This is a genomic window from Serratia sp. NA_112.1 (assembly GCF_052691715.1).
This window is the reverse complement of sequence record NZ_JBQZFO010000001.1, coordinates 367,042-388,815: the sequence shown is the minus strand read 5'-3', so window position 1 is coordinate 388,815 and position 21,774 is coordinate 367,042. Positions and strand designations below refer to the sequence as shown.

Annotated in this window: 20 protein-coding genes; 1 reads left to right on the top strand and 19 read right to left on the bottom strand. The window is 55.3% G+C overall.

The annotated features are described in order from the left end of the window. Positions 1 to 18: 18 nt before the first annotated feature. From ybgE to sdhC, 12 genes are all read right to left on the bottom strand, one after another. A complete protein-coding gene (ybgE, locus tag ACUTQ5_RS01920) occupies positions 19 to 315 on the bottom strand; it encodes a cyd operon protein YbgE (RefSeq protein ID WP_445649841.1) in 297 nt (98 codons plus the stop codon). Beyond that, complete coding sequence (gene cydX / locus ACUTQ5_RS01915; RefSeq protein ID WP_012005708.1) at positions 315 to 428, bottom strand: cytochrome bd-I oxidase subunit CydX; 114 nt, start codon at positions 426 to 428, stop codon at positions 315 to 317. The genes ybgE and cydX overlap by 1 nt, the downstream gene beginning before the upstream one ends. 17 nt (positions 429 to 445) lie before the next feature. Next, positions 446 to 1,585 carry a cytochrome d ubiquinol oxidase subunit II gene (cydB, locus tag ACUTQ5_RS01910; protein ID WP_445649840.1) on the bottom strand — a complete coding sequence of 380 codons (1,140 nt, stop codon included), beginning with the start codon at positions 1,583 to 1,585 and terminating at the stop codon, positions 446 to 448. A 14-nt stretch (positions 1,586 to 1,599) separates the two neighbouring features. Continuing rightward, complete coding sequence (cydA, locus tag ACUTQ5_RS01905) at positions 1,600 to 3,168, bottom strand: cytochrome ubiquinol oxidase subunit I (protein ID WP_445649839.1); 1,569 nt, start codon at positions 3,166 to 3,168, stop codon at positions 1,600 to 1,602. Positions 3,169 to 3,950: 782 nt separating this feature from the next. After that, positions 3,951 to 4,823 (bottom strand): succinate--CoA ligase subunit alpha, encoded by an 873-nt coding sequence (gene sucD, locus ACUTQ5_RS01900; RefSeq protein ID WP_012005705.1) that lies wholly within the window; start codon positions 4,821 to 4,823, stop codon positions 3,951 to 3,953. Then, positions 4,823 to 5,989: an ADP-forming succinate--CoA ligase subunit beta gene (sucC, locus tag ACUTQ5_RS01895; RefSeq protein WP_012005704.1), complete on the bottom strand. Its 1,167-nt coding sequence runs from the start codon at positions 5,987 to 5,989 to the stop codon at positions 4,823 to 4,825. The genes sucD and sucC overlap by 1 nt, the downstream gene beginning before the upstream one ends. 238 nt (positions 5,990 to 6,227) lie before the next feature. Further along, the gene (gene odhB, locus ACUTQ5_RS01890; RefSeq protein WP_445649838.1) at positions 6,228 to 7,442 is read right to left on the bottom strand and encodes a 2-oxoglutarate dehydrogenase complex dihydrolipoyllysine-residue succinyltransferase; all 1,215 of its coding nucleotides are present in this window, start codon (positions 7,440 to 7,442) and stop codon (positions 6,228 to 6,230) included. An 18-nt stretch (positions 7,443 to 7,460) separates the two neighbouring features. Next, positions 7,461 to 10,268 (bottom strand): 2-oxoglutarate dehydrogenase E1 component, encoded by a 2,808-nt coding sequence (gene sucA, locus ACUTQ5_RS01885; protein ID WP_445650240.1) that lies wholly within the window; start codon positions 10,266 to 10,268, stop codon positions 7,461 to 7,463. A gap of 397 nt (positions 10,269 to 10,665) precedes the next feature. Next, positions 10,666 to 11,382, bottom strand: a complete 717-nt coding sequence (locus ACUTQ5_RS01880; protein WP_445649837.1) for a succinate dehydrogenase iron-sulfur subunit — start codon at positions 11,380 to 11,382, stop codon at positions 10,666 to 10,668. A 16-nt stretch (positions 11,383 to 11,398) separates the two neighbouring features. Beyond that, positions 11,399 to 13,165 (bottom strand): succinate dehydrogenase flavoprotein subunit, encoded by a 1,767-nt coding sequence (gene sdhA / locus ACUTQ5_RS01875; RefSeq protein WP_012005700.1) that lies wholly within the window; start codon positions 13,163 to 13,165, stop codon positions 11,399 to 11,401. 1 nt (position 13,166) lies between these two features. Next, entirely contained in the window at positions 13,167 to 13,514 is a 348-nt protein-coding gene (gene sdhD, locus ACUTQ5_RS01870) for a succinate dehydrogenase membrane anchor subunit (RefSeq protein ID WP_012005699.1), read from the bottom strand. Next, positions 13,508 to 13,897, bottom strand: a complete 390-nt coding sequence (sdhC, locus tag ACUTQ5_RS01865) for a succinate dehydrogenase cytochrome b556 subunit (protein ID WP_445649836.1) — start codon at positions 13,895 to 13,897, stop codon at positions 13,508 to 13,510. Before sdhC ends, sdhD begins: the two co-directional genes overlap by 7 nt. A 733-nt stretch (positions 13,898 to 14,630) precedes the next feature. On the opposite strand from sdhC, the gene ACUTQ5_RS01860 reads away from it, so the two are divergent. Then, positions 14,631 to 15,923 (top strand): citrate synthase, encoded by a 1,293-nt coding sequence (locus tag ACUTQ5_RS01860; RefSeq protein WP_153857678.1) that lies wholly within the window; start codon positions 14,631 to 14,633, stop codon positions 15,921 to 15,923. A 92-nt stretch (positions 15,924 to 16,015) separates the two neighbouring features. Here the strand turns inward: ACUTQ5_RS01860 and nei are convergent, their stop codons facing one another. From nei to pxpB, 7 genes are all read right to left on the bottom strand, one after another. Further along, positions 16,016 to 16,807 carry an endonuclease VIII gene (gene nei, locus ACUTQ5_RS01855; RefSeq protein WP_445649835.1) on the bottom strand — a complete coding sequence of 264 codons (792 nt, stop codon included), beginning with the start codon at positions 16,805 to 16,807 and terminating at the stop codon, positions 16,016 to 16,018. A 57-nt stretch (positions 16,808 to 16,864) separates the two neighbouring features. Further along, the gene (gene pcp, locus ACUTQ5_RS01850) at positions 16,865 to 17,509 is read right to left on the bottom strand and encodes a pyroglutamyl-peptidase I (protein ID WP_445649834.1); all 645 of its coding nucleotides are present in this window, start codon (positions 17,507 to 17,509) and stop codon (positions 16,865 to 16,867) included. A gap of 9 nt (positions 17,510 to 17,518) precedes the next feature. Then, entirely contained in the window at positions 17,519 to 18,538 is a 1,020-nt protein-coding gene (locus ACUTQ5_RS01845) for a DUF979 domain-containing protein (protein ID WP_445649833.1), read from the bottom strand. Next, the gene (locus ACUTQ5_RS01840) at positions 18,535 to 19,266 is read right to left on the bottom strand and encodes a DUF969 domain-containing protein (protein ID WP_012005694.1); all 732 of its coding nucleotides are present in this window, start codon (positions 19,264 to 19,266) and stop codon (positions 18,535 to 18,537) included. Before ACUTQ5_RS01840 ends, ACUTQ5_RS01845 begins: the two co-directional genes overlap by 4 nt. A gap of 177 nt (positions 19,267 to 19,443) precedes the next feature. Next, positions 19,444 to 20,181 (bottom strand): 5-oxoprolinase subunit PxpA, encoded by a 738-nt coding sequence (gene pxpA, locus ACUTQ5_RS01835; protein ID WP_445649832.1) that lies wholly within the window; start codon positions 20,179 to 20,181, stop codon positions 19,444 to 19,446. Beyond that, the gene (gene pxpC, locus ACUTQ5_RS01830; RefSeq protein ID WP_445649831.1) at positions 20,171 to 21,103 is read right to left on the bottom strand and encodes a 5-oxoprolinase subunit PxpC; all 933 of its coding nucleotides are present in this window, start codon (positions 21,101 to 21,103) and stop codon (positions 20,171 to 20,173) included. Before pxpC ends, pxpA begins: the two co-directional genes overlap by 11 nt. Beyond that, positions 21,097 to 21,753 carry a 5-oxoprolinase subunit PxpB gene (pxpB, locus tag ACUTQ5_RS01825; protein WP_445649830.1) on the bottom strand — a complete coding sequence of 219 codons (657 nt, stop codon included), beginning with the start codon at positions 21,751 to 21,753 and terminating at the stop codon, positions 21,097 to 21,099. The genes pxpC and pxpB overlap by 7 nt, the downstream gene beginning before the upstream one ends. Positions 21,754 to 21,774 lie beyond the last annotated feature (21 nt).

Sequence of the window (21,774 nt, the reverse complement as noted above, 5' to 3'; positions counted from 1 at the left end):
TTGGGGATATAGCGGAGATTATAAAGAAACGTAAAGTAATCCTGCGGCCAGGATCACAATTGCCGGAAGTGGCGCAAAAAAAGCTCGCCACAGGGTGCGTTGCGGTCGGAACCCGACGCCATGAACCACCCCGGCACAGACTGCCCAAATAAGCAGCAGCCCTTCCCAAATCTCCAGCGAGCTGGTCTTCGCCGCAAAGCGGGTCGGATCCCAGAAAATACAGCCCGCCAAAATCAACGCCAGCACCAGTGAAAGGGCCCGAACCGGGCCCTTGTCGGTGATAGCGTACAGCTTTTCAGTCAGTGACAAACTCATCACTTATCGTCTTGCTGTGCTTTTGAATCTTCGTGGTGCTCAAGCGCCAGCGCCGTGATGATGCCGAAGGCACAGGCAAGAAGCGTTCCGAGAATCCAGGCAAAATACCACATGGTTTAGCTCCCTATCCTTAATACAGCGAATGCTTGTTGTTCTCGATGAAGTTCTTATCGAGACGGCCGAACATTTTGTAGTACGACCAACTGGTGTACGCCAGAACGATAGGCACGAAGATCGCCGCGACAATGGTCATCACTTGCAGCGTCAACAGGCTGGAGGTGGCATCCCACATGGTCAGGCTGATGTTAGGCACGGTGCTTGACGGCATCACGAACGGGAACATGGTCACTCCGGCGGTCAGGATCACACAGGCAATGGTCAGCGACGAGGTCACAAACGCCAGCGCGTCTTTCGACAAGCGCGAGAACAGCACGGTGAACAGCGGCAACACCACGCCCAGTGCAGGCAGTGCCCACAGCAACGGATACTTGTTGAAGTTGATCAACCAGGCACCGGCCTGATGAGCCACTTCTTTACGCATCGGGTTGGATTCCGCCATGGTGTTCAGCGTCGAGGTAATCACATAACCATCGATGCCTTTCACCAGCCAGATACCGCCCAACAGGAAGAACACCGCCATCACCAGGGTAGAGATCTGCGCCGCAGCGCGAGCACGCAGGTGAATTTCACCGCTGGTACGCATCTGCAGGTAAGTTGCCCCCTGAGCCACCAGCATGGTCAAGCTGACCACGCCCGCCAACAGACCAAACGGATTGAGCAGTTGGAAGAAGTTGCCGGTGTAGAACAGACGCATGTATTCATCCATGTGAAACGGCACGCCCTGCAACAGGTTGCCGAACGCCACGCCGAATACCACCGCAGGCACAAAGCTGCCGATAAAGATGCCCCAGTCCCACATGTTGCGCCAGCGGCTGCTCTCCAGTTTCGAGCGGTAGTCAAAACCGACCGGGCGGAAGAACAAGGCGGACAGCACCAGGATCATGGCAACATAGAAACCGGAGAACGCCGCCGCATAGACCATCGGCCAGGCGGCGAACAATGCGCCACCGGCAGTGATCAGCCACACCTGGTTACCGTCCCAGTGTGGTGCGATGGAGTTGATCATCACCCGGCGCTCGGTATCGGTTTTACCGATAATGCGCACCAGGATGCCGACTCCCATGTCGAAACCGTCGGTGACGGCGAAACCGATCAGCAGTACGCCAATCAGGACCCACCAGATAAATCGCAGTACTTCATAATCAAACATACGTGGACTCCTGTTTAGCGCGCTTCCTGCACGGCGGCAGTCGGTTGTTCAAAGTGGTAGCGGCCAGTTTTCAGGCTGCTTGGACCCAGACGTGCAAATTTGAACATCAGGTACATTTCAGCCACCAGGAACAGGGTGTACAAGCCGCAAATCAGCCCCATCGAGAACAGAATGTCGCCGGCAGTCAGTGAAGAGTTGGCGACTGCAGTCGGTAACACCTCACCAATCGCCCAAGGCTGACGACCGTATTCAGCCACAAACCAGCCAGCTTCGATCGCGATCCAGGGCAGTGGCAGGCCATACAGCGCCGCACGGTGCAGCCATTTTCTCTGGCCAATACGGTTGCGAATCACGCTCCAGAACGACAGGCCGATGATCAACAGCATCAGCGCGCCACAGGCCACCATGATACGGAAGGCGAAATACAGCGGTGCTACACGTGGGATCGAGTCTTTGGTTGCCTGCTGGATCTGCGTTTCCGTCGCGTCGGTGACATTCTGGGTATAACGCTTCAGCAGTAAGCCATAGCCCAGGTCCTGCTTGGCTTTATTGAACTCGGTACGTACCGCCGGGTCGGTATTGCCACCACGCAACTCTTCCAGCAGCCCATAGGCTTTCATCCCGTTGCGGATGCGCACTTCATGCTTCGCCATCAGATCTTTCAGGCCGGTGACCTGGGTATCTGTCGAGCGGGTAGCAATAATGCCAAGCGCGTAAGGGATTTGGATTGAGTAGGAGTTTTCCATTTTATCCTGATTCGGAATACCGAACAGGGTAAAGGAAGCCGGTGCCGGTTGCGTGTCCCATTCGGCTTCGATAGCGGCCAGTTTGGTTTTCTGCACATCGCCCATTTCGTAGCCGGATTCATCACCCAGAACGATAACGGACAGCACGGCAGCCATACCGAAGCTGGCGGCAATGGCGAAGGAGCGTTTGGCAAAGGCGAGATCACGGCCTTTCAACAGGTAGTAAGAGCTGATACCCAGAACGAACATCGCGCCACAGGTGTAGCCGGCTGCCACGGTATGCACGAACTTCACCTGCGCAACCGGGTTGAGCACCAGTTCGGAGAAGCTGAGCATCTCCATACGCATGGTTTCGAAGTTGAAATCCGAAGCGATCGGGTTTTGCATCCAACCGTTGGCAACCAGGATCCACAGCGCAGAAAAGTTTGAGCCCAGTGCCACCAGCCAGGTAACGGCCATGTGCTGCACCTTGCCCAGACGATCCCAGCCGAAGAAGAACAGGCCGACCAGCGTCGATTCAAGGAAGAACGCCATCAGACCTTCGATGGCCAGAGGGGCCCCGAAAATATCACCGACGTAGTGGGAAAAATATGACCAGTTAGTCCCGAACTGGAACTCCATGGTCAAACCGGTGGCCACACCCAGAGCAAAGTTAATTGCAAATAACTTGCCCCAGAATTTGGTCATATCTTTATAGATTTGCTTGCCTGACAGTACATATACCGTTTCCATAATTGCCAGCAAGAACGCCATACCCAGCGTTAATGGGACAAATAAGAAATGGTACATCGCCGTTAAAGCAAACTGTAAGCGCGACAGTTCGACAATATCAAACATCTTGACTCCTTGCTCCTCGCAGGAAGACTCCGACATGCGGTTATCGATATGACTTCGGGTGAAGCTACCGGTAACGCCCCGCAGTGAATGCCCTTAAACACAACAAAAATTTGATCCAGCTTCTCCGCTTTCAACGCGGGCCTTACTGGCCAGTGCACAAAACACACCACTGAAAACCGACAACGGGTAACAAATGCAACAAGATCAAACATCCATATTCAACATGGATGATACTCGCCCAATCCCACACAATAAATAGGTTTTTACGTGATGTGGGTTAGACTTTGGGTTACGTGTCAAATTTTCCCCCAAAGTGGTATTCAGGCGTAATTTGATCTGAAACAATTTAAGCCTATCCGGATTTTATTTCCAGATTCAGTTCACAATTTCTCATAATTATCTTGTGGTTATGTTACACAATGGTTTCGTAGTCTCTGTACGTAGTTTTTGTGTTAAATAGATGTGATATTTAATGGTTATTTGTATTTAAATCGAAGTTAGCCTGTGACTAATGTTAGCTTTAATTAACCTACTCTCAGAACAAGCTTAGCTTATTTTTTTGCTCTGATAATTTCTGGCAATGAAAAAGAAAACTTATTGATTGAAACAGCCAGCATATAAACCCGCCGCATATCCTCTTTCCGCCACGAAATGGCTCTCCACAGGTGCCTGATGCCCGGTACACGGGATATAGACCAACACTGTTGCCTTGAGCCGGTAAAAAAACAGGGCCAGACAAAAAGTCTGGCCCTGTTCAAATAGAGCTTACTGCTGACGGTAAATTAGCGATTCAGAACCGCTTTTACTGCCTCACCGATGTCAGCCAGGCTGCGTACGGTTTTAACCCCTGCCGCTTCCAGCGCCGCAAACTTCTCGTCTGCAGTACCTTTGCCGCCGGCAATGATGGCACCAGCATGGCCCATACGTTTGCCTTTAGGCGCGGTCACGCCCGCGATATAGCCAACCACTGGCTTGGTCACGTGCTCTTTGATGTAGGCTGCCGCTTCTTCTTCCGCGCTACCACCGATTTCACCGATCATGACGATCGCTTCTGTTTGCGGATCTTCCTGGAACAGTTTCAGGATATCGATGAAGTTGGAACCTGGGATCGGGTCACCGCCGATGCCCACACAGGTAGACTGGCCCAGACCGGTATCGGTAGTTTGTTTTACCGCTTCGTAGGTCAGGGTGCCAGAGCGGGAAACGATACCCACTTTACCCGGCAGGTGGATGTGGCCAGGCATGATGCCGATTTTGCACTCGCCTGGGGTGATAACACCTGGGCAGTTCGGGCCAATCATGCGCACGCCGGCTTCATCCAGCTTCACTTTCACGGTCAGCATATCCAGCGTCGGGATACCTTCGGTGATGGTAATGATCAGTTTGATGCCTGCATCGATAGCTTCCAGAATGGAGTCTTTGCAGAACGGAGCCGGTACATAGATAACGGACGCGGTGGCACCAGTCGCTTCTACGGCTTCACGCACGGTGTTGAACACCGGCAGACCCAGGTGCTCGGTACCGCCTTTGCCCGGCGTGACGCCACCGACCATTTTGGTACCGTAAGCGATAGCCTGCTCGGAGTGGAAAGTCCCCTGGCTACCGGTGAAGCCCTGGCAAATTACTTTGGTGTTTTTATCGATTAAAATGGACATTATTTGCTCCCCACTGCCGCAACAACTTGCTGAGCCGCATCAGTCAGGCTGGTCGCAGCAATGATATTCAGACCGCTGTCCGCCAGTTTCTTGGCGCCCAGTTCGGCGTTATTCCCTTCCAGACGCACCACCACCGGGACGTTAACGCCCACTTCGGCTACTGCGCCAATGATACCGTCAGCGATCAGGTCGCAACGCACGATCCCACCAAAAATGTTAACCAGAACCGCTTTCACCTTGTCGTCAGACAGGATGATTTTGAAGGCTTCGGTCACGCGCTCTTTGGTTGCGCCGCCGCCCACATCGAGGAAGTTGGCCGGTTCGCCGCCGTGCAGTTTAACGATGTCCATGGTTCCCATCGCCAGGCCTGCGCCGTTCACCATGCAACCGATGTTGCCGTCGAGAGCAACGTAGTTCAGCTCCCACTGTGCCGCACGGGATTCACGCTCATCTTCCTGAGATAGGTCACGCATTTCACGTAGCTCAGGCTGGCGGAACAGTGCGTTGCCGTCAGCGCCCAGTTTGCCGTCCAGACAGATCAGATCGCCCTGCTTGGTCACCACCAGCGGGTTGATCTCAACCATGGCCAGGTCACGTTCCAGGAACAAGGTCGCCAGACCCATGAAGATTTTGGCGAACTGGCCGACTTGCTTACCGGTCAGACCCAATTTGAAAGCCAGTTCACGGCCCTGGTAAGGCTGTGGACCTGCCAGTGGATCGATGGTCATTTTGTGGATCAGTTCCGGAGTTTCTTCCGCAACTTTCTCGATTTCAACGCCACCCTCGGTGGATGCCATGAACACCACGCGACGGCTGGCACGGTCAACAACCGCGCCCAGGTACAGTTCTTTATCAATGTCGGTCGCCGCTTCTACCAGGATCTGGTGAACCGGTTGGCCCAGCGCGTCAGTCTGGTAGGTCACCAGACGCTTGCCCAGCCAAGCTTCAGCGAAAGCACGGATGTCTTCCTTGCTGTTAACCACTTTAACGCCACCAGCTTTACCGCGACCGCCAGCATGAACCTGACATTTAACCACCCACGGGCCGGAGCCGATTTTGGATGCGGCTTCTTCCGCTTCACGCGGTGTGGTACAGGCATAACCGGTCGGTGCCGGCATACCATACCGAGCAAACAGCTGTTTTGCCTGATATTCGTGTAAATTCATGATGTTCTATCCATTCAGTTCTGAAGGTTTTAGCCGAGCCATTTTGGCGGAAAACCGCATGACTTTAATCGGCCACATAGCACAGAGTGTGGGCGCGGCGTACCCGTCATACTTCAAGCCACATCTTTGTTGGCTGCCTTCTCTCACCCCAATCACATAGTTCGCTATGTTCCTGGGGATTCGTTCGGTTGCCGCCGCGATGCAACTCCAATTATTTAAGGTACCGCGCCCATCAGGGTTATACGTCCAGCAGCAGACGAGCCGGATCTTCCAGCATCTCTTTAACCGTCACCAGGTAACCAACGGACTCTTTGCCGTCGATCAGGCGGTGATCGTAAGAAAGTGCCAGATACATCATTGGCTGGATCACAACCTGACCATTCACCGCCATTGGGCGATCTTTAATGGCGTGCATGCCCAGGATCGCGCTCTGCGGTGGGTTGATGATCGGGGTAGACATCAATGAACCGAATACGCCGCCGTTGGTAATGGTGAAGTTACCGCCGGTCAGTTCTTCCACGGTCAATTTTCCGTCACGGCCTTTAACTGCCAGCTCTTTGATTTTCTTCTCGATGTCCGCCATGCTCATGCTGTCTACATCGCGCAGCACCGGGGTCACCAGGCCACGAGGAGTAGATACCGCAATGCTGATATCGAAATAGTTGTGGTACACCACGTCGGTGCCGTCGATAGAGGCGTTCACTTCCGGGAAGCGTTTCAGCGCTTCAACCACCGCCTTGATGTAGAAGGACATGAAGCCCAGACGAACACCGTGGCGTTTTTCGAAGGCTTCACCGTACTGCTTGCGCATGTCCATGATCGGCTGCATGTTGATTTCGTTGAAGGTCGTCAGCATCGCAGTGCTGTTCTTCGCTTCCAACAGGCGCTCAGCCACGCGCTTGCGCAGACGGGTCATAGGAACACGCTTCTCACTGCGGCCGCTCAGAGCAGGCTGCGGTGCGACGTCAACGGCGGCCGGCTTGTCGGCTTTCTTGCCGTTGGCCAGGTGCGCTTCCACGTCTTCACGGGTGATACGGCCACCCACGCCGCTGCCTTTAATAGCAGCTGCATCGAGGTCGTGTTCGGCAATCAGGCGGCGGATAGCCGGGCTGAGTGCGTCGTTGCTTTCTTCTTCCAGGCTGGCGGTTGCGCGCTGGGCTGGAGTGGCTTCTTTAGCCTGGCTTTTTTCTTCGGTCGGCTTGCCAGAGCTGTCGCCCGGACGAATACGGCCAAGGATCTGGCGAGAAAGCACGGTTGCGCCTTCTTCTTCCACGATCGCATCGAGAATGCCTGTTTCGCTGGCCGGAACTTCCAGCACCACTTTGTCAGTTTCGATTTCAACCATAACTTCGTCACGCTGGACGCTGTCGCCTGGTTTCTTGTGCCAGGTGGCGACGGTCGCATCGGCAACCGATTCAGGAAGGTCAGGAACCAGAATATCTACGCTACTCATTTAGCTTTCCCTTAATCTTTATTCAATATTCAGCGCGTCATTAACCAGAGCCTGTTGCTGCTTCTGGTGTACGGACATATAACCGACCGCCGGCGAGGCGGAGGCTGGGCGTCCGGCATAACGTAAAGAAGCCCCGAACGGCACCACTTCACGGAAGTTGTGTTGGCTGCAGTACCAGGCCCCCTGGTTCAGCGGCTCTTCCTGACACCAGACGAAATCATGCACGTGAGCATACTTCTCCAGCACCGCCTGAAGGGCCTGATGCGGGAACGGGTACAGTTGCTCGATACGTACGATGGCCACGTCTTTCTGGTCGTTCTTGCGACGCTGTTCCAGCAGATCGTAATAGACCTTACCGGAGCACAGCACCACGCGTTTGACTTCTTTCGGATCCAGATCGTCAATTTCGCCAATCGCCGGCAGGAAGGTGCCGTTAGCCAGTTCATCCAGAGAAGACGTTGCCAGCGGGTGACGCAGCAGAGATTTCGGTGACATCACCACCAACGGACGGCGCATACCGCGCAGCGCCTGACGACGCAGCATGTGGTAAACCTGTGCCGGGGTGGACGGGATACACACCTGCATGTTCTGCTCGGCACACAGCTGCAGGTAACGTTCCAGACGCGCCGAGGAGTGCTCTGGGCCCTGGCCTTCGTAACCGTGCGGCAGCAGCATCACCAGGCCACACATACGGCCCCATTTCTGCTCGCCGGAACTGATGAACTGGTCGATCACCACCTGAGCGCCGTTGGCGAAGTCACCGAACTGCGCTTCCCAGATGGTCAGGGTGCGAGGTTCTGCGGTGGCATAGCCATATTCGAACGCCAGAACGGCTTCTTCAGACAGTACGGAGTCCCAAACTTTGAACTCGCCCTGCCCACTGTGAACATTGGCTAGTGGTACGTAGACCGAACCGTTTTTCTGGTTGTGCACCACCGCATGACGGTGGAAGAAGGTGCCGCGACCGGCGTCTTCACCGGAAAGGCGGATTGGAATGCCTTCGTCAACCAAAGTAGCGTAAGCCAGCGTTTCCGCTGCACCCCAGTCGAACGCTTTATTGCCTGCAGCCATCTCGGCGCGGTCACCGTAGATTTTCGCTACGCGTGACTGCATTTCAATAGCTTCCGGCGCGGTGCTGATGCGACGGGCCAGTTCCTGCAGGCGCTTCATTTCAACCTTGCTTGGGTACTCTTCGTCCCACTCGTGGTTGAGGTACGGCGACCAGGTAAAGGAGTGCAGGTTCATCGGACGCCATTCTTCAACCACGCAATCACCGCGGTCGAGTGCATCACGGTACAGGTTGACCATTTCCGTGGCATCTTCCAGACTGGCGACTTTTTGTTCGGTCAGCACGTCAGCATAAATCTTGCGCGGCGTTGGGTGTTTCTTGATCTTCTGGTACATCACCGGCTGGGTTGCACTTGGCTCATCGGCCTCGTTATGCCCGTGGCGACGGTAGCAGACCAGATCAATCATCACGTCACGTTTGAAGGTGTTACGGAAATCCAACGCCAGACGGGTAACAAAGGCCACCGCTTCCGGATCGTCAGCATTGACGTGGAAGATCGGCGACTGCACCATCTTGGCGATGTCAGTACAGTATTCGGTAGAACGCGCATCCAACGGGTTGGAAGTGGTGAAACCAACCTGGTTGTTGATCACGATACGTACCGTGCCACCCACTTCGTAACCGCGAGCCTGCGACATGTTCAGGGTTTCCTGAACCACACCCTGGCCGGTAATGGCGGCGTCACCGTGGATGGTGATTGGCAGTACCATGTTGCTGCGCGCTTCGTCCAGACGGTCACGACGGGCACGTACGGAACCCATAACTACCGGGCTGACGATCTCCAGGTGCGACGGGTTAAACGCCAGCGCCAGGTGAACCATGCCGCCTTCGGTTTCTACGTCGGAGGAGAAGCCCTGGTGATATTTCACGTCACCGGTGCCGAGGTGTTCTTTATGCTTGCCGGCAAACTCGTCGAACAAGTCAGCAGGTTTTTTACCCAGCACGTTGATCAACACGTTCAGACGACCGCGGTGGGCCATGCCCAACACCACTTCACGCGTGCCGTTCTTACCGGCGTGGCGCACCATCTCTTTGAGCATTGGCACCAGCGCATCACCACCTTCCAGCGAGAAGCGTTTTGCCCCTGGGAATTTGGCGCCGAGGTAGCGCTCCAGACCTTCCGCTGCAGTCAGCTCGTTCAGGAAACGGCGCTTCTCGTCATGGGTAAAGCTGGCGTGCCCCACCACCGATTCAATGCGCTGTTGGATCCAGCGTTTCTCTTCGGTATTGGTGATGTGCATGTATTCCGCACCGATAGAGCCGCAGTAGGTCTGCTTCAGCGCAGCGTACAGGTCGCCCAGCTTCATGGTTTCTTTGCCGATGGCGAAAGAACCCACGTTGAAGGTTTCCTGGAAGTCGGCTTCGGTCAGGTTGTGGTAGGCGGGTTCAAGGTCAGGAACTTGCTCACGCTGCCACAGACCGAGCGGATCGAGGTTGGCATGCTGATGTCCGCGGAAACGGAAGGCGTTAATCAGCTGCAGTACCTTGACCTGTTTGGCGTCGGTGTCTGGATCGTTGATGGTGGTGTTGTAACGCGCGGAGTCTTTCGCCAGGCGGCGGAAGTAGTCACGCGTTTGAGAGTGAAGCTGATCGGGTTTTACACCCGCGGTTGGTAGCTGTTGAAAAATGGAACGCCAGCTATCTTCAACGGAGCCCGGATCGGTTAAGAAGTCTTCATAGAGCTGTTCTATGTAAGACTGGTTCGCGCCCGCCAGATAGGAGGAATCCAGCCAGGCCTTCATTGCGCCGTTCTGCATCATGATCCCTTAAGCTTTGAAGCTTTAGTTTTCGCCGTGGTTAACATAATTACCGTGATGGATACGGTTTGCCGTAAAAACGGTTCACTCGACGTACTTTTATACCCGTCGCCTTTCAAGTTACAGCGTTGTTACCTGCACTCGCTCACCCCAGTAACTTACTAATGTAAGCGCCTGGGGATGAACGAGCTTGTCGCCTAGCTGTAACTCGAAATTCATAGGATATAGCTATTAAGCTCGGTACGTTCTGCTATGGACCTTGCGGTCCCTTACAAGGAACCTCTAAAAACCGGCGGGCGAACCAGGCTGCTTAGCGCCGCAGCCGCGGGTCAGTTTTTAGAGGCTCCCTCCTCGTTGATGTGCGCCGGAAACTGCCCGGCGCAGCATCTCATTCCATTTATGCGCCGCGGTGCAGCAGCATAGACTTGATATGACCGATTGCACGGGTCGGATTCAAGCCCTTAGGACATACACTGACACAATTCATAATGCTATGGCAGCGGAAAACACTGAAAGCGTCGTCCAGATCGTCTAAACGTTCTTCCGTTTCCGTGTCACGGCTGTCAATCAGGAAGCGGTACGCCGCCAACAGGCCAGCCGGGCCGATAAACTTGTCAGGATTCCACCAGAATGACGGGCAAGAGGTCGAACAACAAGCGCATAAAATGCACTCGTACAGACCGTCCAACTTGGCACGCTCTTCCGGTGATTGCAGGTGCTCACGCGCCGGCGGGTTCTTGCCGTCGTTCTGCAGGAAAGGCTTGATCTTTTCATACTGGGTGTAGAACTGCCCCATATCGACCACCAGATCGCGCACTACCGGCAAGCCCGGCAACGGACGGATCACAATCTTTTTGTTGCCTTTGGTCAGCGACGACACCGGTGTGATACAGGCCAGGCCGTTTTTACCGTTCATGTTGATCCCATCGGAACCACACACGCCTTCACGGCAGGAACGACGGAACGACAGGCTTGGATCTTTTTCTTTCAGCTGGATCAACGCATCCAGCAACATCATGTCGCGACCTTCTTCCGCTTCCAGGCTGTAGTCCTGCATGTGCGGAGCGTCATCAACATCCGGATTGTAGCGATAAATTGAAAATTCGAGTTTCATCAATCGATCTCCGCAATTAGTAAGAACGCACTTTCGGCGGGAATGCCGGGCGCAGCTTCGGTTGCATGTTCACTTCACGACGCGTCATGCTTTCCGATTGCGGCTGATACAGCGAGTGACACAGCCAGTTGGCATCATCACGTTCCGGGAAGTCGAAGCGGCTGTGTGCGCCACGGCTCTCGGTACGGAAGTTGGCCGACACGGCGGTGGAAAACGCGGTCTCCATCAGGTTATCCAACTCCAGACATTCGATGCGCTGGGTGTTGAATTCGCTGGAGGTATCGTCCAGACGTGCGTTCTTCAGACGTTCACGGATCTCTTTCAGTTCTTCCAGCCCTTTCGCCATCGCATCACCTTCACGGAATACCGAGAAGTTGTGTTGCATACAGGCTTGCAGCGCCTTGCGGATTTCAACCGGATCTTCACCTGAACGGGTGTTGTTCCAGCGGTTCAGACGATCCAGCGACGCTTCCACATCGGATTCGCTGGCTTCACGGCTGGCGCCCTGCTCCAGGATTGACTCCTGCAGATGCATGCCGGCGGCACGACCGAACACCACCAGATCCAGCAACGAGTTGCCGCCCAGACGGTTGGCGCCGTGCACCGATACGCAGGCAATTTCGCCCACGGCGAACAGCCCCGGGATCACTACGTCTTCGCCTTTCTCGTTCACGGTCAACGCCTGGCCGGTCACTTTGGTCGGAATACCGCCCATCATGTAGTGGCAGGTTGGAATAACCGGGATAGGCTCTTTCACTGGATCGACGTGCGCGAAGGTGCGCGACAGTTCCAGAATACCCGGCAGGCGGGATTCCAGCACTTCTTTACCCAGGTGATCGAGTTTCAGCTTAACGTGTGGGCCCCACGGGCCGTCACAACCACGGCCTTCGCGGATTTCAATCATGATCGAACGGGCTACGACATCACGGCCCGCCAGGTCTTTGGCGTTCGGCGCATAGCGCTCCATGAAACGCTCGCCGTGTTTGTTCAGCAGATAACCGCCTTCACCACGACAACCTTCGGTCACCAGTACCCCGGCACCGGCGATGCCGGTCGGGTGGAACTGCCACATTTCCATGTCCTGCACCGGCACGCCAGCGCGCAGCGCCATGCCGACACCGTCACCGGTGTTGATATGGGCGTTGGTGGTGGACTGGTAAATACGGCCTGCGCCGCCGGTCGCCAGCACGGTAGCCTTGGCTTTGAAGTAAACCACTTCACCGGTTTCAATGCAGATAGCCGTAGTACCGACTACTGCGCCATCCTGGTTTTTCACCAGATCCAGCGCATACCACTCGGAGAAGATAGTGGTGTGATTTTTCAGGTTCTGCTGATACAGGGTGTGTAGCAGGGCGTGACCGGTACGGTCAGCCGCCGCAGCGGTACGTGCCGCCTGCTCGCCACCGAAATTCAGTGACTGGCCGCCGAATGGGCGCTGATAGATGCGGCCATCGTCGGTACGGGAGAATGGCAGCCCCATATGCTCCAGCTCCAGAACCGCTTCCGGGCCGGTTTTACACATATACTCAATGGCGTCCTGGTCACCGATATAATCGGAACCTTTCACCGTGTCATACATATGCCATTCCCAGTTATCTTCGTGGTTGTTACCCAGGGCGACGGTAATGCCGCCCTGTGCAGACACGGTATGGGAACGGGTCGGGAATACTTTGGACAGCAGGGCACAAGAAGAACCCGCTTGAGAAATTTGCAGTGCCGCGCGCATACCTGCGCCGCCTGCACCGATAACTACAGCATCAAACTCTCTGACCGGCAGTTTCATCTTACGCACCCCACACTACGATTGTTCCGTACAGTAAATAGACCAGCAACACGACAACGATCGCCAGTTGCAACACCAGACGTACCGCTACCGGCTTGACGTAATCCGTCAGCACCTGCCACAACCCGATCCAGGCGTGAGCCAGAATCGACAGCAGCGTCAGCAGCGTGAACACTTTCGTAATAGAAGTGGCGAAGAAGCCGCGCCAGATTTCGTAGGTGAGATCCGGAGCCGTGACAAAGAAGCCCAGGATATACAGAACATACAGGGTGATGACGATAGCGGAAGCACGCAGTAACAACCAATCGTGTACGCCGTTGCGTCCTAATGCAGAAACATTGTTTACCATACGAGGACTCCAGCCAGAACTGACAGCACGACGGTCAGACCGATTGCCACCTGGGCAGAACGTTGACCTACGGCTAAACTCTCTTCGATATAGCCAAAATCCATTAACAAGTGGCGAATGCCACCGCAAATGTGATAGGCCAGCGCAGTGAGGATGCCCCAGAATATGAATTTGACAACGAAGCTATTCATGATGGCAGCAGCCTGCATGAAACCCTCTTGGGAAGAGAGTGACAGGCCCAGCAGCCAGAGGAGGATACCCACGGCAACGAAGGTAATTACGCCAGAGACTCGGTGTAAGATGGACGCTATCGCAGTTACGGGAAACTGAATCGTTTGAAGATCCAGGTTGACAGGTCTTTGTTTTTTCACGTTTTTGCCCACACAGCTCTTATTATTTTCCTTCCTCCGGCCTGGGCGGGGATCAGACAGCGTTAAGAGCCAAAACCCTTACACGTCACGCGCTCAAACAACAACATCCTCTGTGCTTAAACGGCGCGTAGTTATAACGCTGGGTGCTCCTACTTCAGGGTATCCCGGAGACCTGGCGGCAGTATAGGAGGATCACATTCTTATTACAATTCCCATACAATCCCTTTGGTAACATTTCCCCCGAACAGTGATTTAGATCACGGATTTCACAATTGGCATAAAATTAATTATCTGATTTGACAAGAGATCAACAATTCCATTACATATAGGGGCACAAACGGTCCTATGATGCGCTATAGGTCAGCAGATACACTTCCCCCGATGTTCAGGATGTGCAACAGTGTATTTGAAAGAACCTATCCCAATGGCGGTTTTTGCCGGTCATGTTTGCAGCACATCACCGCAGACGAGAACAAATAAGGCATATAAAACAGTTTATTGGGATAGGTTCAACCACCCCCGAACACGTCGTAGGTAAGATTAACAGAACATAACGAATTCCGATGAATCGTTAACAACTGGTCACCCACCTCGTTCGCCTGGTTAGCACTCTGTACCCTACCCGCGCATTTGCGCAGTCGCTCACAGAGTTAGCGTCCGCTCCATTTTTTGCGGGCAACCTGAGGAGAATTAAGGTATTTCAGTTGTTAGAGGTTTTTAAAATAAGGCGCAAAGGAGACTGTAAATGACTGATAAGAAAGCGACGCTAACCATTAATGATGGTGAAGCTCCAATCGAACTGGGCGTATTAACCCCGACACTGGGCCCCGATGTCCTCGATGTCCGCGCCCTGGGCTCCAAAGGTTATTTCACGTTTGATCCCGGCTTTACCTCTACCGCTTCCTGCGAATCCAAAATCACTTTTATCGACGGTGACAAAGGCGTACTGCTGCACCGCGGCTTCCCGATTGAACAGCTGGCGAAAGAGTCTTCCTATCTGGAAGTGTGCTACATCCTTTTGTACGGAGAAACGCCGACCGCAGAAGAGTTCGAGACCTTCAAAACTACCGTGACCCGTCACACCATGATCCACGACCAGATCACCCATCTGTTCCGTGGCTTCCGTCGTGACTCACACCCAATGGCCGTACTGTGCGGTGTGACCGGCGCCCTGGCGGCGTTCTACCATGATGCACTGGACGTCAACAACGAGCGTCACCGCGAGATCACCGCGTTCCGCCTGCTGTCCAAAATGCCTACCGTGGCGGCTATGTGTTACAAATATTCGCTGGGTCAGCCGTTCGTTTACCCACGCAACGATCTGTCCTATGCCGGTAACTTCCTGCATATGATGTTTGCCACCCCATGCGAAGAATACGTGGTGAACCCAGTGCTGGAACGCGCAATGGATCGCATCCTGATCCTGCACGCAGACCACGAACAAAATGCTTCCACTTCTACCGTGCGTACCGCAGGTTCTTCAGGCGCTAACCCATTTGCCTGTATCGCTGCCGGTATCGCTTCCCTGTGGGGGCCAGCACACGGCGGCGCCAACGAAGCCGCACTGAAGATGCTTGAAGAGATCAAAACCGTCGATCACATTCCTGAGTTTATCAAGCGCGCCAAAGACAAGAACGACTCGTTCCGTCTGATGGGCTTCGGCCACCGCGTGTACAAGAACTACGACCCACGCGCCACCGTGATGCGTGAAACCTGTCACGAAGTGCTGAAAGAACTGAACAAGAAGGACGACAACCTGTTGCAAGTGGCGATGGAGCTGGAACACATCGCGCTGAACGACCCGTACTTCATCGAGAAGAAACTGTACCCGAACGTCGACTTCTATTCAGGCATCATCCTGAAGGCAATGGGGATCCCTTCTTCCATGTTCACCGTTATCTTTGCCATCGCCCGTACCATCGGCTGGATTGCACACTGGAACGAAATGCATGACGAAGGCATCAAGATTGCGCGTCCGCGTCAGTTATACACTGGCTATGCCGAGCGTGACTTCAAGTCTCAAGTGAAGAACAAATAACGCCGCTTTACCCCAGGTATTGCAGCAAAAAGCCGCCCCGATGGGCGGCTTTTTTTTGCCCTCTCCCAAGGGGAAGGCAAACATTGAATAACCTATTTCTGGCAACCCGGGCACCAATAAAAGGGTCGTGAAGACAGCGTCGTGCGCTCGATCATCGCACCACAACGCTCGCAAGGTTCACCACTGCGGTGGAACACCTTAAAGCTGAACAGCGCGCCATGATGGCGGTTCTCATCCACCTGCCCACGCGTCTGATAAGACAAGCGTGGGACTGCCAACAACGCCTCTGCCAGCCGCTGTAAAACCTCAGGTTCCAGATCCTGTGGCTTATGCTGGGGTGCCAGCTCAGCCTGCCAGAGGATTTCAGCGCGCAGGTAGTTGCCCAGCCCGGCAAGAAACGCCTGATCGAGCAACATACCGCCAAGTAGCCTGCGGCGAAACACCGGTGACAGCAACCGTTGCTCCACCGCAGCTACCGTTAATGTCATATCCAGTACGTCGGGGCCGATACGCTGTAAGAACGGGTGCTGTTCAATTTCTTCACGCGGCCCGACGGTAATCTCCGAGGCGCTGTACAGCAAAATCGCCCGTTCCGCCGTTTCCAGGCGCACGCGCAGCTCCCGCTTGGTTTCCGGCGTCTCCCCCGCTTGCACCACTTTCCACAAGCCATACAACTGGTTATGGCTATACAGCGTCAGACCGTTGGAAAAATGGGTCAGCAGTGCCTTACCCCGCGGCTCAATAGCGATAATGCGCTCACCGATTAACCGGTCGCGGTAGTGTTTAAGCTGGGGAAAGGCAAAACCGACTTCGGTCAGTGGCTGGTCGATCACCGCCGCCGCCAATGCATCCGCCGCCCGGCGAATTTCCGGTCCTTCCGGCATATGAAAACTCCTGAATGGACCCCGGCGCAGCAGGCCGCACCGGGGGGATAACTGCAATTAATGCGTCGCGCCGCCGACCACTTTCAGGTCATGTTCAACCTGTAACGCAATGGAAATGGCCAGTTCCAGGGCGAACAATACCGTGGTCGCCGCCATGCTCGGTGCGCCAGGGTGTGCGGCAGCCTGTTCCGGCAGATAAGGAATATGAATAAACCCGCCCTTGATCGCCTGCTGACTGTTTAAACGGTGCAACAGACCGTACATCACATGGTTGCAGACATAGGTGCCGGCCGTTTGCGATACCGAGGCGGGAATACCCGCTTCACGCATCGAGTCGACGATGGCCTTGATCGGTAGCGTGCTGAAATAGGCCGCCGGTCCGCTTTCAACGATAGGCTCGTCGATCGGTTGCTGCCCCTGATTATCAGGGATTCGGGCATCATCAACGTTGATCGCCACTCGTTCGAGGGTGATGTCGGTACGTCCACCGGCCTGGCCGATAGCCAACACCATCACCGGCTGCACTTCATCAATCGCCACATTCAGTGCTTCCAGCGCTGCGCCAAACACACAAGGCAGTTGGCGGGCAATAATACGCGCACCGGCCAGTTCCATATCATTGAGTTGCTTTACCACTTCCCACGAAGGATTAACGCGTTCGCCGCCAAAGGGCTCAAAGCCCGTGATCAATACCTTTTGCATGCGTTCTCCTTACAGGAACATCAGGAAATAAAGCAGGAATACGTTGACCAGTAGCAGCAGCACCCCTGTCGGGATCTGTGCCTTGATAACCGCATTCTTGTCCGGCAATTCCAGCAACGCCGCCGGTACAATATTAAAGTTAGCAGCCATTGGCGTCATCAGCGTGCCGCAATAGCCGGAAAACATGCCGATGGCCGCCATCACCGCCGGATTGCCGCCGTGCTGCAGCATCAAGATCGGGATACCGATACCGGCGGTGACGATCGGGAAAGCCGCAAAGGCGTTACCCATGATCATGGTCAACAGCGCCATGCCGATGGCGTAAACCGCCACTGCGATAAAGCGGTTATCTACCGCCAGATACTCCTGGGTGAGATGAGAAATGGCCGTGCCAACGCCGGCAGTGGTAAACAGCAGGCCCAGCGTGGCGAGGATTTGCGGCAAAATAAACGCCCAGCCGATGGAGTCCAGCAGGCGACGTGCTTCCTGAATTGGTTGTAGCGCTTTTTCGTGGGTCATTTTCACCGCGATAACCAGGCCAAGCACACAGCCGACGGTCATCGAGAACAGAGTAATCAGGGTGGCGTGGTTGCCGCTGCCGAAGACCGCGGTTTGCAGCGCCGGAATATTATTGAACAACAGCACGCCCGCCACCGTTACCACCGGGATCGCCAGCGCCGGAATAAACAGTCGGTTGCCCAGGCGTTTTGCGCTCTCTTCGCGCTGCTGCGGGGTACGTTGGTGATAGCTGCCCAGACGCACACCGCCGAAACCTGCGATTAAAGCCATGATCACCACCACTACACCGACGATGATATGCAGCATGCGTTTCTCATTGCTGCCCTCACCCAGCACGTCCCCCAACAGACTATAGGTCCAGTCACCGACCAGGAAAATCAGGCCGTACAATGCCCAGAACAGGCCCGTGGTGACGCGGCGCGGGTTGGCGCGATCGCGGAAAGACATCACCGCGACGAGCAACAGCACCACGCCCGCCAGCCAGTAGAGATATTGTTGTTGGAAAATCATTGGGCATCTCCTTTGGCCTGCAGCGCCGCCTGGTTGAGCTGCGAAAGTTCGGCGCTGAGCTGTTTATCCATCCGGTAAAGCCGGAACGCATGGATCAGGAAGGCAAAGATGGCGGTAGGAATGCCCCACAAGGCGATATGCAGCGGCTCGGTCTGGATGCCGCCGGATTCCAGCATAAAGTTGTGCATAAAGATGATTGCGCCAAAGGCGACAAAAATATCTTCGCCAAAGAACAACCCGACGTTATCCGTGGCGGCAGACATGGCCCGCAGGCGGTGGCGCGTACGCTCCGGCAGCTCACCGTAACGGTTTTCCGCTGCCCCTTCGGCCATCGGTGCCAGCAGTGGGCGCACCATTTGCGGGTGCCCCCCCAGGCTGGTCAGCCCCATGGCGGCGGTAATTTCACGCACAAACAGATAGACGATCAACAAGCGTCCGGCGGTGGCGCTTTTGATCTTGGCGATCCACGCCTGTGCGCGTTCTTTCAGCCCGTGACGTTCCAGCAGGCCGATCACCGCCAGTGGCAACAGCAGGATCAGCGGCAGGTTACGGGTATTGAGGAAGCCCTCACCCAGTTTTTCCAGGATCGTATCCAGCGGCATCAGCGCTGCCAGCCCGGTGATAATGCCGGCGGCAATCACCACCAGCACTGGGTTGAAGCGTAAAACAAACCCAACCACGATGGCGGCGATGCCAATCAGTGGCCAGAGGTTAACGGCCTGTTCCATTATATCTCCCTTTTACCCTTCGCCTTTCAAGCCGCAGCGTTGTTACCTGCACTAGTCCACCCCAGTTACTTACTAAAGTAAGCGCCTGGGAATGAGCAAGCTGGGCGCCTAGCTGCAACTCGAAATTCATTGGGTAATATTGTGTTGTGTGTTTGTGTTGTATGTATTTAATTATTTTTATTCTGCGTTGACGCTGATGCCTTCCAGGGCAAAACGTTCGCGTAGCCTACGCGCATATTCCAGCGCGTGCTCACCGTCGCCGTGCAGGCAGACGGTTTCGGCCTGCACCGCGGCCCAGGTGCCGTTCAGGGTGCGAACCCGATGATGACGCACCATTTCCAGCGTTTGCGCCAGGGCCAGTTCGTCGCTGGTAATCAGCGCCCCCGGCTGGCCACGCGGTACCAATGTGCCATCGGCCTGATAGCCGCGATCGGCAAACACTTCCTGCCGTGTTACCAATCCTTGTTCTTCACCGGCACGGATCAGCTCACTGCCAGCCAGCCCTACCAGCCGCAGCGTCGGATCGACCGCTTTAACCGCCCGGGCGATGGCCTGCGCCAGTTCCGGCTCCACAGCCGCCTGGTTGTAAAGCATGCCGTGTGGCTTGACGTGAACCATCACTCCGCCTTCGGCACGGGCAATCGCAGCCAGCGCACCAAGCTGATAGACCACTTGGGCATATACCGTTTCCGCAGGTAGTTGCATCCGGGTACGGCCAAAGTTCTCGCGATCGGGAAAACTCGGGTGCGCACCAATAGCTACGCCGTACTGCAGTGCCCAACGCACCGATTGACGCATGGTTTGCGCATCCCCGGCATGAAAACCGCAGGCAATATTGGCCGAGCTGACCAGTTGCAGCAGCGCCTGATCGTTGGCGCAGCCCTCACCGAGATCGGCATTTAAATCAACGATCATCTAACCCCCAGGCAATCTGTTGGATAAAGTGCTCCTGTTCGACCCGGGCACGTTGTGCCTCGGCCAAAGTACAGGGAACAAAGTGGATGGCCTCCCCCAGACGGATCTGCGCCAAATGGTAGAGATCGGCCTCGATCACGCAGGCAATACGCGGGTAACCACCGGTAGTCTGCGCATCGGCCATCAACACGATCGGCTGGCCGTTATGCGGTACCTGTACGACTCCCGGTAACAGACCATGCGATAGCATTTCGCGGTCAGTGGTGCGGCTTAACGCATAGCTGCCATGCAGACGATACCCCATGCGGTTACTCTGCGGGCTCAGTTGCCAGGCGGTGCGCCAGAAAGCCTCTTTCGCCTCTTCGCTGAATTCATCATATTCCGGCCCCGGCAACGCACGGATGCGGTTGTTGAACAGCGGTTGCTTCACACCAAAACTCTGCTTTGGCAATGAATGGGTTTGCCCCAGCGGCAGGCTGTCGCCATCTCGCAAGTTGCGCCCTTCCAGCCCACCAAAAGCAGCTTTATTATCGGTGCTGCGCGAACCGAGTATTTCCGCTACCGCAATGCCTCCGCTGATCGCCAGATAGGTGCGCATACCGCGTTTTGGCGTTTTCAGTATCAGCTGTTGGCCCGCATTGACCGGGTAGCGCCAGCCAGTCCACAGTGGTTTGCCATCGAGTTGCGCATCGCAACCGGCACCGGTCAGAGCGATCCAACCTGACTGAGTAAATTCGGCACTAAATTGCCCCAGAGTGATTTCCAGCCCGGCGGCATTGGCAGCATTGCCCACCAGTAGATTGGCGATCCTCAGCGCAGGTTCGTCGAGCACCCCGCCCTGGCTGACGCCCAAACGACGGAAACCGTTACGGCCGAGATCCTGCACCGTGGTGTAAATGCCCGCACGCAAGATCTTCAGCATACGCCCTCCTTCTGTGGCACAAACCGCACGCTATCGCCTGGGCGCAGCAAGGTTGGCGGCATTTCATAAGGATTAAAAAGCGCCAAAGGAGTACGGCCAATCAACTGCCAGCCACCGGGGGTGACCAACGGATAAATCCCGGTCTGGCTGCCCCCGATGCCAACTGAGCCTGCCGCCACCGACAAGCGCGGTTCGGCACGGCGCGGCACCGCCAACTTTTCCGACATTCCGCCCAGGTAAGAAAAGCCGGGCTGAAAACCGAGGAAATAGACCACATAGGCCGCTGAGGAGTGGCATTCCACTACCTGCTTCGGCGTCATACCGGTGTGGCGTGCCACTTCGTTCAGATCCGGACCGTCCTTACCGCCATAGATCACCGGAATATCCACCTGGCGCGATTCAGGCACCAGGATTTCCTTACTGTCCCAGCCCTGTTGCAACAGCGTCAGCATTTGTTCTGCGTCGGCCTGCGGCGTATGCAGCAGCAAGGTCAAATTGTTCATACCCGGTATCACTTCACGCACATCGGGATGATGATTAAGTTTTTCGGCCAGCGCCCAGATCCGCTGCTGGCTCGGCAGCGTCACCGGTGGCGACAGTTCAAGCACCACCGCTCTTTCACCTAACAGGTAACATCGTGCTCGTTGCACCCTTTTCTCCTTATTATTATC